The sequence below is a fragment of the Micromonospora sp. M42 genome (genome assembly GCF_000568915.1).
Taxonomy (GTDB): domain Bacteria; phylum Actinomycetota; class Actinomycetes; order Mycobacteriales; family Micromonosporaceae; genus Micromonospora; species Micromonospora chalcea.
Window position 1 is genome coordinate 3,014,041 of sequence record NZ_KK037233.1, and the last position, 12,079, is coordinate 3,026,119.

A 12,079-nucleotide genomic window follows, 5' to 3' on the forward strand; every position below is an offset into this window, starting at 1 on the left:
GGCGAACCGGAGCTTGAGCAGCAGGCCGCGCTCCAGCACGCCCGGCGGCACGGTCGGGTCGCCGACCGCGCCGAGCAGGATCGCGTCGTGACCGGCCAGCTCGTCGAGGACGGAGTCGGGCAGCGCCTCGCCGGTGCGGTGCCAGCGCGCCGCGCCCAGGTCGTACTCGGTGGCCTCGATGCCGGGCAGCACCGCGTCGAGGACCTTGCGGGCCTGCGCGACCACCTCGGGTCCGATGCCGTCGCCGGCCACCACCGCGATGCGTGCCACCTGATGCTCCTCGTCTCGACGTTCCCGGCAACGGTACGTCGGTGTCCCGTCCCCCGGTACGAATCTTCCACCATTCGGGAACGCGAGTCACAGGATCCTCCCAGCTGACACCCATGGCGCGGTCATCTCCACTGCTTAGGGTCGGGTTTCATCGGGTCGACGCAGGCCCGGAACCGGCCACCGCCGCGACACGGCGGCGACCACCGAGGGGCAGGTGTCATGCGGATCGAGCACCGGCGGACCCACTGGGCGGACGAGCAACCACGTACCCGCTGGGTCGACCAGTCCGCGTTCCGCCCGGTCCGTCCGGACCTGCACCTGGGCGCCAGCAGCCACCGCGTCGAGCGGCCCGGCGCCGGCGCGTCCGGCCGGATCACCGTCCGGCACACGGTGGCCACCTCGACCGCCGACTACACACTGCTGCTCAACGCGCCCGAGTGGCTGGGCCACCGGGTGGTGGGCGAGGCGCTGCGGGACGCCGTCGCCGAACTGCGCGCCATCGACCTCACCTACGGACCGAACCGGCCGGACAGCCTCGTGTCCCGGCTGCGCCGCGACGAGATCAGCCCCGACTCGTACCCCCCGCTGGCCGACCTGATCGACCTCTGCGCGTCGATGCGGGCGGCGACCGACGGCTGGTTCGACGCCTGGGCCGTGCCCGGCGGCTTCGACCCGGGCGGCCTGCTCGGCGGCTGGGCCGTGGAGCGGGCCGCGGCGCGGTTGCGCGCCGCCGGCATCCACGACTACGCCGTGCTCAGCGGCGCCGACCTGACGGTACGCGGGCGCGCGGCGCACGGCGGGCCGTGGCGCGTGGCCGTGCACCACCCCACCGACACCCGGCGCACGCCGCTCGTGCTGGAGATGACGACCGGCGCGGTGGGCACCTCCGGTGTCACCGGGCGGCGGGGGCACGTGATCGACCCGCACACCGGCGAGCCGACCGACCGCCTGGCGGCCGCCACCGTGATCGGCCCGGACCTCGCCGTCGCCGACGCCTACGCCACCGCCCTGTACGCCGCCGGACCGGCCGGACTGGCCTGGTTCCGCCAGGACTCGGACTACCGCCCGCTGTTCGCGCAGCACCGGCGCTGAGCCGCGATCGGCCCCCGCGGTCTCGGCAACGACCGTGGGGGCCGGTCAGCGACGAGTGCGCGTGGCTCGCGCAATCGAGGGGTGCGGGCCGACGGGGCGGACGCCCGACCGCGCCACCCGAAGACGGGCCGGGGAATCGACTCAGCCGGAAACCGCAACGGTACGCTAGCGAATCGACGCAACTCGACGCAAGAGTCTCCACAGCGGACGCCGGGGAATCGGTGTCGGCAATCAGCCGGTGAACGCACGGTGGGGCAGAGGTGACGGGCCGGGCCCGGGATGGCACGCTGTCCGCCGTGAGTTTCGATCTGAGCGTGTGGGCCCTGCCGAACGGGGCGACACCGGAGCAGGTGCGGGCGGCGGTGCAGCAGTGCCGCGAGGGCTGGCACGGCAAGCAGCAACCCGACCCGAGGCTGGTCGCCTTCTACCGGGCGATCACGGCGAGCTACCCCGACGGTCCGACCCGGCCGGGTACGCCCTGGGAGGCGCCGCTGCACACGGCCGCCGACCACATCGAGATGAACCTGAACCCGACCTGCCCGGACCAGGTCCTGCTGGACATCGAACGGCTGGCCGGCGAACACGACCTGATGCTCTTCGACGCGCAGGACGGCTCGGTCTACCCGCCACCGGCCCGCGTGCGTTCCTGACCGGCCGGAACGACGAAGGGCCCGGCCGCATCCGGCCGGGCCCCGATGTGTCCTGTCCGGACTACACGTCGCGCAGGTCGGCCGCGCTGGCCGCCACCGCGCCGATCGAGTCGGCGGCGGAGGTGAGCAGGTCGGCGCCGAGCGCCTGGTCGACGGTGAGCGTCATCAGCGTCTCGCCACCGGCCTCACGGCGGGCCACCTGCATGGCGGCGATGTTGACGCCGGCCTCGCCGAGCAGCGTGCCGACGGTGCCGACCACGCCGGGCCGGTCGGCGTAGCGCAGGAAGACCAGGATGCCCTCCGCGCCGATCTCGACGTCGAAGCCGTCCACCTCGGTCAGCTTGAACACGTCCCGGGCGCCGGTGTGCACCACGGTGCCGGACACCCGGACGGTACGGCCGTCCGGCAGCGCGCCGCGCACGGTCACCAGGTTCGGGTGGTCGACCGTCTCGCCCGGCGTGGCCAGCGTGACCTCGACACCCCGCTCGGCCGCCAGGTGCGGCGCGTTGACGTAGGTGACCTGCTCCTCCACCACGGAGCTGAACAGGCCCTTGGTCGCGGCCAGCTTGAGCACCGACACGTCGTGGGCGGCGATCTCGCCGCGCACCTCGACGGTGACGCTGGCGGCCACCCCGCCGGCCAGGGCGGTGAACGCCCGGCCCAGCCGCTCGGCCAGCGGCAGCAGCGGGCGTACGTCCTCGGCGACCACGCCGCCGGCCTGCACGTTCACCGCGTCCGGCACGAACTCGCCCTGCAGCGCCAGCTTGACGCTCTTGGCCACGGCCAGACCGGCCTTGTCCTGCGCCTCGTTGGTGGAGGCGCCCAGGTGCGGGGTGGCCACCACGTTGTCGAAGGCGAACAGCGGCGAGGAGGTGCAGGGCTCCTTGGCGTACACGTCGACGCCGGCGCCGGCGACCCGGCCCTCCGCGATCGCGTCGGCGAGCGCCTGCTCGTCGACCAGCCCGCCCCGGGCCGCGTTGACGATCCGGACGCCCGGCTTGACGATCGCCAGCTCCTTCTCGCCGATCAGGCCCACCGTCTCCGGCGTCTTCGGCAGGTGGATCGAGATGAAGTCGCTCTCCCGCAGCAGCTCCTCCAGCCCGACCAGGCGGACACCGAGCTGCGCGGCGCGGGCCGGCTGGATGTACGGGTCGTACGCGATCAGCCGGGTGCCGAACGCGGCGATGCGCTGGGCGAACAGCACGCCGATGCGGCCGAGGCCGACCACGCCCACGGTCTTGCCCTGGATCTCCACGCCGGTGTACTTGGACCGCTTCCACTCGCCGGCCTTGAGCGCGGCGCTGGCGCTGGCGGTGTTGCGGGCCACCGCGAGCAGCAGCGCGACGGCCTGCTCGGCGGCGGAGACGATGTTCGAGGTGGGCGCGTTCACCACCATGACGCCCCGGGCGGTGGCGGCGGGCACCTCGACGTTGTCCAGACCGACGCCGGCCCGGGCGACCACCTTGAGCCGCGGCGCGGCCGCGATCGCCTCGGCGTCGATCTGGGTGGCGCTGCGTACGATCACCGCGTCGGCCTCGGAGAGGGCGGAGAGCAGGGCCGGGCGATCGGTGCCGTCCACGTGCCGCACGTCGAAGTCGTGGGCGAGCACCTCGATGGCGGCGGGGGCGAGTTCTTCGGCGATCAGTACGACAGGATTCATCGGTCCTCGTAGACGCTCGGTAATGGTGCGGCCTGGGACGCCGGGGCGCCGCGCTGCGCCCTACGCCGATCCGTGCCATGGCCGTCGGGTGCGCCGGGGCACCACACCAAGGATGGTAGGTGGCTGCCCGCCCGGCGTGTCCCGGAGTGCGGGGTGAGGGCCCTCACAAAGGCCCGTCGCACGCCCGTCATCCCCCGTTAACGGGTGCGGTACGGGACGAGGCGCTACTCACCGTGTCTCAACACGTGAACGCACGGCGGCCCGCAGCCGGACGCCGGGGAGAGCGTCGGGCCACGGGCCGCACGAGGGAAGAACTCAGGCGGTCTCGGTGATCGGCCGGTCGACCCAGCTCATCATGCCGCGCAGCTTCTGCCCGGTCTCCTCGATCGGGTGCGCCGCGCCCTCGGCCTGCCACTTGGCGAAGTTCGGCCGGCCGGCCTCGTCCTCGGCCACCCACTCGCGGGCGAACTCGCCGGACTGGATCTCGCCGAGGATCTTGCGCATCTCCTCCTTGACCCGCGAGTCGATCACGCGCGGGCCACGGGACAGGTCGCCGTACTCGGCGGTGTCGGAGATGCTGTAGCGCATCCGGGCGATGCCGCCCTCGTACATCAGGTCGACGATCAGCTTCAGCTCGTGCAGGCACTCGAAGTAGGCCACCTCGGGCGCGTAGCCGGCCTCGGTGAGCACCTCGAAACCGGTCTGCACCAGCGCCGCCGCGCCGCCGCAGAGCACCGCCTGCTCGCCGAACAGGTCGGTCTCGGTCTCCTCGGTGAACGTGGTCCGGATCGCGCCGGCGCGGGTGCCGCCGATCGCCTTGGCGTACGCCAGGGCCAGGCCGAACGCGTTGCCGCTGGCGTCCTGCTCGACGGCGACCAGGCAGGGCACGCCCTTGCCGTCGACGTACTGGCGGCGGACCAGGTGACCGGGGCCCTTCGGGGCGACCATCGCCACGTCCACGTCGGCCGGGGGCTTGATCAGGCCGTACCGGATGTTGAAGCCGTGCCCGAAGAACAGCGCCTTGCCCGCGGTCAGGTTCGGCGCGATGGCCTCGGCGTAGATGTGCCGCTGGGCCGTGTCCGGCGCCAGGATCATGATCACGTCGGCCTCGGCGGCCGCCTCGGCGGGCGTGAGCACCCGCAGGCCCTGCTCCTCGGCCTTCGGCCGGCTCTTCGACCCGGCGGGCAGGCCGATCACCACGTCGACGCCCGAGTCGCGCAGCGACAGCGCGTGCGCGTGGCCCTGGCTGCCGTACCCGATCACGGCGACCTTGCGGCCCTGGATCAGGCCCAGGTCGGCGTCGTCGTCGTAGAACACCTCAACGCTCATTGACTTCCCTTTCGTACGGCGGAGCCCGTCGGCCCGTCGAAAAAACTTGTGGGTACGGATCAGGCGGCGCGCAGGGCCGGGCCGGCGGTGATGGCCCGGGAACCCCGCCCGATGGCCACCGTGCCGGACTGGACCATCTCCTTGATGCCGAACGGCTCCAGGTCACGCAGCAGCGCGTCGAGCTTGTCCGGCGTGCCGGTGGCCTCGATCGTCAGCGTGTCCGGCGCGACGTCGACCACCCGGGCACGGAACAGGCCGACCGTCTCCAGCACCTGGGCGCGGGCCGTGCGGTCCGCGCGGACCTTGACCAGCAGCAGCTCCCGCGCCACCGACACCTGCGGGTCCAGCTCCACGATCTTGAGTACGTTGACCAGCTTGTTGAGCTGCTTGGTCACCTGCTCCAGCGGCGAGGACTCGGCGTTGACCACGATGGTGATGCGGGAGACGTCCGGGTTCTCGGTCTCGCCGACGGCGAGGCTGTCGATGTTGAACCCGCGCCGGGAGAACAGCCCGGAGACCCGGGCCAGGACGCCCGGCTTGTTCTCCACCAGCACGGACAGCGTGTGCATCGTCATTTAGAGTTCGTCCTCGTCGAAAGCAGGGCGCACGCCCCGCGCGAACATGATCTCGTCGTTGCTGGTGCCGGCGGCGACCATCGGCCAGACCATCGCGTCCTTGCCGACCACGAAGTCGATGACCACCGGCGCGTCGTTGATCGCCATGGCCGCCTCGATGGTCTTGTCCACGTCGGCGGCGTTCTCGCAGCGCAGCCCGACGCAGCCGAGCGCCTCGGCGAGCTTGACGAAGTCCGGGATGCGGTGCTTGTGCGTGCCCAGCTCGGTGTTGGAGTAGCGCTCCCCGTAGAACAGGGTCTGCCACTGCCGCACCATGCCCAGGTTGCCGTTGTTGATCACGGCGACCTTGACCGGGATGCCCTCCAGCGCGCAGGTGGCCAGCTCCTGGTTGGTCATCTGGAAGCAGCCGTCGCCGTCGACCGCCCACACGGTGGTGTCCGGCTTGCCGACCTTGGCCCCCATCGCGGCCGGGACGGCGTAGCCCATGGTGCCCAGGCCACCGGAGTTGAGCCAGGTGTGCGGCTTCTCGTACGAGATGAACTGGCTGGCCCACATCTGGTGCTGGCCGACGCCCGCCACGTAGATCGCGTCCGGGCCGGCGATCTCGCCCAGCCGCTTGATCACGTACTGCGGGGAGAGCGTGCCGTCGGCCGGCTCCTCGAAACCGAGCGGGTACCGCTCGCGCAGGTCGTCGAGCTGCGCCCACCAGTCGGTCAGGTCGACCGACGGGTGCGCGGCCTGCTCGGCGGTGACCGCCGCGATCAGCTCGTCGATGACGTGCCGCGCGTCGCCCACGATCGGGACGTCGGCGTGCCGGTTCTTGCCGATCTCGGCCGGGTCGATGTCGGCGTGGACCACAGTCGCGTCCGGCGCGAACGAGTCGAGCTTGCCGGTCACCCGGTCGTCGAAGCGGGCGCCCAGCGCCACGATCAGGTCGGCCTTCTGCAGGCCGTAGACCGCGGCCACGGTGCCGTGCATGCCCGGCATGCCCAGGTGCTGGCGGTGCGAGTCGGGGAACGCGCCGAGCGCCATCAGCGTGGTGACCACCGGGATGCCGGTCTGCTCGGCCAGCTTGCGCAGCCCCTCGGTGGCGCCGGCCTTGAGCACGCCGCCGCCGACGTAGAGCACCGGACGGCGGGCATTGGTCATCAGCCGGGCCGCCTCGCGGATCTGCTTGCCGTGCGGGTGCAGCGTGGGCCGGTAGCCGGGCAGGTCGAGCGCGGGCGGCCAGGAGAAGGTCGCCGGCGCCTGGAGCACGTCCTTCGGGATGTCGACGAGCACCGGGCCGGGCCGGCCGGTCGCGGCCAGGTGGAACGCCTCGGCCAGCACCCGCGGGATCTCGTCGGCCGTCTGCACCAGGAAGTTGTGCTTGGTGATCGGCAGCGTGATGCCCTGGATGTCCGCCTCCTGGAAGGCGTCCGTGCCGATCGACGGCCGGGCCACCTGGCCGGTGATCGCCACCATCGGCACCGAGTCCATGTAGGCGTCGGCGATCGGCGTCACCAGGTTCGTCGCGCCCGGGCCGGAGGTGGCGATGCAGACGCCCACCCGGCCGGTGGCCTGCGCGTAACCGGTGGCCGCGTGCCCGGCGCCCTGCTCGTGCCGGACCAGGATGTGGCGGACCGTGGAGTCGTAGAGCGGGTCGTACGCGGGCAGGATCGCACCGCCCGGAATGCCGAAGACCACGTCGACGCCGAGCGCCTCCAGCGACCGCACGAGCGAACCGGCGCCCGAGACCTGCGCGGTGGCGGGCTCCCGTACGGGCGTCTCGGTGGTGGCGGCCGCCGGGGCGGCACGGCCGGGGCGGGCGGCGGAGTCGGAGTCACCGGCCGCGCCGGTGCCGGAACGGGCACGGCGGGCGGTGTGGGCGAGGGTCTCTGGCGTGGGTCTCGTCATGGCGGTTCAAGCCTTCGGAAGTGAGTGGGTGACGCGCTTCTCAGGATGGGACGCGGAGGTCCCGCGATGGGTCCGACGGCAACAAAAAAGCCCACGTGCAGGATGCACGGGGCCAGCGCACTCTCGGTGGGAGAGTGCGCTCAGGTAAGTACTCGCGGCGACCGGTTCGACGACATGCGGCTAAGCCTGACGCATCTCACGCGATGAGTCAACTGATCCCACATTTTGGTTCACGGACGTGGGCGTTTCGGTACCCGGCATGCCCTCCACCCCCGGTGCCACCTGCGAAGATCCCTCCATCGGAGGACGCTGCGCGGGCACCGTGGCCGGCGGGTTGTTGCGCAACCGGGGCAGCAACGGCGACGGGCTGTGCGCCGGCGGCGCGGGTGGCGTCTGCGGCATCGCGGTGTGCCGGTTCCCGGGCGCGGTCGCCGCCTCCAGCATCGCCTCCAGGTGCTCGGCCGGCACGCCCCAGCCGAACAGCGCCCCCTGACCGAACCGGCAGCCGGCGGCCACCACCGCGGCCAGCTCGGTCGGATTGGTCACGCCCTCGGCGATCACCTCCAGGCCGAGCTGATGCCCCAGGCGCATGACGATGTCGACCATCGGCGCGAACGCCGGACCGTCCCGCCCGACCGGCCGGACCGGCTCGTGCTCGGCGACCAGACTGTGGTCGATCTTGAGAATGTCGATCGGCAGCCGCCGGAGCTGGCCGAGCGACGAGTAGCCGGCGCCGAAGTCGTCCAGCGCGATCCGGACGCCGGTCAGCCGCAGCGCGGTGAGCCGCCGGATCAGCTCGTCCAGGTCGGTGGCGACCGCGTGCTCGGTCACCTCCAGCACCAGCCGCTGCGGCGGCACGTGGTGCGCGCGCAGCGCCTCGGCGACCTGGACCACGTACTCCGGCGCGTGCAGCTCGCGCGGTGAGACGTTCACCGACACCCACACGTCGTGCCCGTCGGCGAGCCAGCGGGAGAGCTGGTAGCAGGCCTGGTGCAGCACCCACGCGCCGAGCTTGGCGATCATCCCGCACTCCTCGGCGAGCGGGATGAACTCGTCCGGCCGGACGTTGCCCAGCTCCGGGTGCCGCCAGCGCAGCAGCGCCTCGGCGCCGACCGGGCGCACCGACGGCAGCGAGGCCACCGGCTGGAAGACCAGCCGCAGCTCGTCGCGCTCGATCGCGCCGCGCAGCTCGTGCTCCAGCCGGGTACGCCGGCTCAGCAACTGGTCGTACGTGGCGTCGTAGCGCTCGATCCGGTTCTTGCCCCGCTGCTTGGCGTAGCGCAGCGCCAGGTCGGCGTTGCGCAGCAGCAGCTCCACGTCCGCGTCGCCGTGCCCGGCCGCCACGCCGATGCTCACCGACAGGAAGACCGGACCGTCCCCCTGCTCGTACGGGCGGCCGAGCACCCCGAGCAGCCGGTCGGCCACCGGGCCGGGATCGGCCGACCCGTGCATCAGCACCGCGAACTCGTCGCCGCCGAGCCGGGCCGCCAGGTCACCCGGCCGCAGGTTGCCCCGCAGCCGCCGCCCCACCTCGATCAGCACCGCGTCGCCGACGTCGTGGCCCCGCATGTCGTTGACGTTCTTGAACCCGTCCAGGTCGAGCCCGAGCAGGACGCAGGGGACGCCCGACTCGGCGCAGCGGTGCAGAGCCCGCAGCAGCCCGCGCCGGTTCGCCAGCCCGGTGAGCGGGTCGGTGTGCGCCAGCTCACGGAAGTGCGCCTCCCGCTCGGCCAGCCGGCCCGCGTAGCCGCGTACGTCGTTGAGCGCCAGGTACTGCCGGGTGACCAGGGCGAAGCCCTCGACCGTGCCGGCCACGATGGCGTACCCGTCGAACCCGCCACCCTGCACCAGGTGGTACATCGCGGAGGCGGCGATGGCGAACATCGGCACGAAGGCGTACTCGCCGTCGCGGCGGATGAGATCGACGTCGAGCTGCGTCAGGTCGGCCCGGCGTCCGGCCACGGCGGTGGCGAGCAGGCCGGCGGCGGTCAGCGTGGCGCCGGTCAGCGCCAGGCCGGGACCGGCCTGGCAGAGCCCGGCCGAGACGCCCAGCCCGCCCGCGGTGACCGCTATCGCGCCGACGCCGAGCAGGGTCAGCCACCCGCGTGGCGGCGCGACCCGCAGCACCAGGATCACGGTCAGCCCGGTGGTCAGCGCCGCGATGATCGAGGCCAGCACGATCGGCAGGCAGGCGACCGGGGTGGCGTCACCGAGCAGCCGGGTCGGCTCGCTGAACGCCACCCAGCCGACGAACCAGAGCGCGCTGCCCATGATCAGGCCGTCCAGCAGCAGCCGGGCGGTGGCGGCGCGGGTCGCGGCGGCGCCGGGCAGCCGGAGCACGGCGGCGCCGAGGCCGAGCCCGGCGAGCGTGGTGCCCACCGCGACCACTGCCGCCCAGCCGGTCCGCTGGCCCTGCCGGTGCGCCCAGTGGTCCCCGGCCGCGAGCAGACCGCCGAGACCGACCAGCAGGCTGAGCAGGGCCGCCCCGGCGGCGACGGCCAGCAGCAGGTGGGCCTGCCGCCGAGGGCCGGTGCGACGCCGCGCGGACGCGGCGAGCAGCACCGTGGCGGCGGCCGCGGCGATCCCGCTCAGCGCCGCGACGGTGACCATCCCCGGGGACGACTGCACGCGTCAACTGTGCCGGATGAGCGCCCCCCGTGGGGCACCGGGTGTGCAACTGTTGGGACACAGGGTGCGCGGCGGGGGCGCGCCGCCGGGATGGTGTCAGACTGGTTGTCATGCCTGAGCTGCGGTCGAGGACCTCCACCCACGGTCGGACGATGGCCGGCGCCCGGGCCCTGTGGCGGGCCACCGGGATGACCGACGACGACTTCGGCAAGCCGATTGTCGCCATCGCCAACAGTTTCACCCAGTTCGTACCCGGTCACGTCCACCTCAAGGACCTCGGCGGCCTGGTCGCCGACGCGGTGGCCGAGGCCGGCGGCGTGGGGCGGGAGTTCAACACCATCGCCGTGGACGACGGCATCGCCATGGGCCACGGCGGCATGCTCTACTCCCTGCCCAGCCGGGAGCTGATCGCCGACGCGGTCGAGTACATGGTCAACGCGCACTGCGCGGACGCCCTGGTCTGCATCTCCAACTGCGACAAGATCACCCCGGGCATGCTGCTCGCCGCGCTGCGGCTCAACATCCCCACCGTCTTCGTCTCCGGCGGCCCGATGGAGGCCGGCAAGACGGTGGCGATCGAGGGCGTCGTGCACTCCAAGATCGACCTGATCGACGCCATGATCGCCTCCTCGAACGAGGCGGTCACCGACGACCAGCTCGGCGAGATCGAGCGCTCCGCCTGCCCGACCTGCGGGTCCTGCTCCGGCATGTTCACCGCCAACTCGATGAACTGCCTCACCGAGGCGATCGGCCTCGCGCTACCAGGCAACGGCTCGACGCTCGCCACCCACGCCGCGCGCCGGTCGCTGTTCGTCGAGGCCGGGCGCACGATCGTGGAGATCGCCAAGCAGTGGTACGAGAACGACGACGCCTCGGTGCTGCCGCGCTCGATCGCCGGCCGGGAGGCGTTCGAGAACGCGATCGCCCTCGACGTGGCCATGGGCGGCTCCACGAACACGGTGCTGCACCTGCTCGCCGCCGCCCGCGAGGCGGAGCTGGACTTCGGCGTCGCCGACATCGACGCGATCTCCCGCCGGGTGCCGTGCCTGGCCAAGGTCGCCCCGAACTCGCCGAACTACCACATGGAGGACGTGCACCGGGCCGGCGGCATCCCGGCCATCCTCGGTGAGCTGGACCGCGCCGGGCTGCTGCACCGAGACGTGCGCGCGGTGCACTCCCCCGGCCTCGACAAGTGGCTGGCCGACTGGGACGTGCGCGGCGGCGCGGCCACGCGAGAGGCGATCGAGCTGTTCCACGCCGCCCCGGGCGGCGTGCGCACCACCGAGCCGTTCTCCACCACCAACCGCTGGTCGTCGCTGGACACCGACGCGGCCGGCGGCTGCATCCGGGACCGGGAGCACGCGTACAGCGCGGACGGCGGCCTGGCCATCCTGCACGGCAACCTCGCGCCGGCCGGCTGCGTGGTGAAGACCGCCGGCGTGCCCGAGGAGTGCCTGACGTTCCGCGGCCCGGCCAAGGTCTACGAGTCGCAGGACGACGCGGTGACCGCGATCCTCGCCAAGGAGATCGTCGCCGGGGACGTCGTGGTGATCCGGTACGAGGGCCCGAAGGGCGGCCCCGGCATGCAGGAGATGCTCTACCCGACCTCGTTCCTCAAGGGCCGCGGGCTGGGCCGCTCCTGCGCGCTGCTCACCGACGGCCGGTTCTCCGGCGGCACCTCCGGCCTGTCCATCGGGCACGTCTCCCCGGAGGCCGCCTCCGGTGGGCTGATCGCGCTGGTCCGCGACGGCGACGAGATCGTCATCGACATCCCGGGCCGGTCGATCGAGCTGAACGTGCCCGCCGACGAGCTGGAGGCGCGCCGGGTGGCCGAGGAGAAGCGGGACCGCCCGTACACCCCGGTCGACCGGCAGCGTCCGGTGTCGGCGGCGCTGCGCGCGTACGCCTCGATGGCGACCTCGGCCAGCGACGGCGCCTACCGCCGCGTCCCCGAGTGACGTAAGGAAGGGCCCCTTCTT

The 12,079-nt window shown here is 72.8% G+C and carries 9 protein-coding genes; 3 read left to right on the forward strand and 6 right to left on the reverse strand.

Annotation, left to right across the window (positions count from 1 at the left end; translation table 11 throughout):
- Positions 1-270: isocitrate/isopropylmalate family dehydrogenase (locus tag MCBG_RS34055; RefSeq protein ID WP_043325991.1), on the reverse strand; the 270-nt coding region annotated here is incomplete at its 3' end.
- A gap of 219 nt (positions 271-489) precedes the next feature.
- Here MCBG_RS34055 and MCBG_RS13595 point away from each other — a divergent pair.
- Positions 490-1,362, forward strand: a complete 873-nt coding sequence (locus MCBG_RS13595) for an FAD:protein FMN transferase (protein WP_043325992.1) — start codon at positions 490-492, stop codon at positions 1,360-1,362.
- A 296-nt stretch (positions 1,363-1,658) separates the two neighbouring features.
- Positions 1,659-2,012, forward strand: coding sequence for a hypothetical protein (locus MCBG_RS13600; RefSeq protein ID WP_030500876.1), 354 nt, complete (start codon positions 1,659-1,661; stop codon positions 2,010-2,012).
- 61 nt (positions 2,013-2,073) lie between these two features.
- On the opposite strand, the gene serA is transcribed toward MCBG_RS13600, so the two are convergent.
- The 5 genes from serA to MCBG_RS13625 all read right to left on the reverse strand — a co-directional run bounded on the left by serA (position 2,074) and on the right by MCBG_RS13625 (position 10,100).
- Positions 2,074-3,672: a phosphoglycerate dehydrogenase gene (serA, locus tag MCBG_RS13605; protein WP_043325995.1), complete on the reverse strand. Its 1,599-nt coding sequence runs from the start codon at positions 3,670-3,672 to the stop codon at positions 2,074-2,076.
- Between the two features lie 315 nt (positions 3,673-3,987).
- Entirely contained in the window at positions 3,988-5,001 is a 1,014-nt protein-coding gene (gene ilvC, locus MCBG_RS13610; protein WP_043325996.1) for a ketol-acid reductoisomerase, read from the reverse strand.
- Between the two features lie 59 nt (positions 5,002-5,060).
- A complete protein-coding gene (ilvN, locus tag MCBG_RS13615; protein WP_018786257.1) occupies positions 5,061-5,576 on the reverse strand; it encodes an acetolactate synthase small subunit in 516 nt (171 codons plus the stop codon).
- Positions 5,577-7,472, reverse strand: a complete 1,896-nt coding sequence (locus tag MCBG_RS13620; protein WP_043325998.1) for an acetolactate synthase large subunit — start codon at positions 7,470-7,472, stop codon at positions 5,577-5,579. It lies immediately after the preceding gene.
- Positions 7,473-7,652: 180 nt separating this feature from the next.
- Positions 7,653-10,100, reverse strand: coding sequence for a putative bifunctional diguanylate cyclase/phosphodiesterase (locus tag MCBG_RS13625; protein ID WP_043325999.1), 2,448 nt, complete (start codon positions 10,098-10,100; stop codon positions 7,653-7,655).
- Between the two features lie 110 nt (positions 10,101-10,210).
- On the opposite strand from MCBG_RS13625, the gene ilvD reads away from it, so the two are divergent.
- Positions 10,211-12,058, forward strand: a complete 1,848-nt coding sequence (gene ilvD, locus MCBG_RS13630) for a dihydroxy-acid dehydratase (protein WP_083296934.1) — start codon at positions 10,211-10,213, stop codon at positions 12,056-12,058.
- The last annotated feature ends 21 nt before the right edge of the window (positions 12,059-12,079 follow it).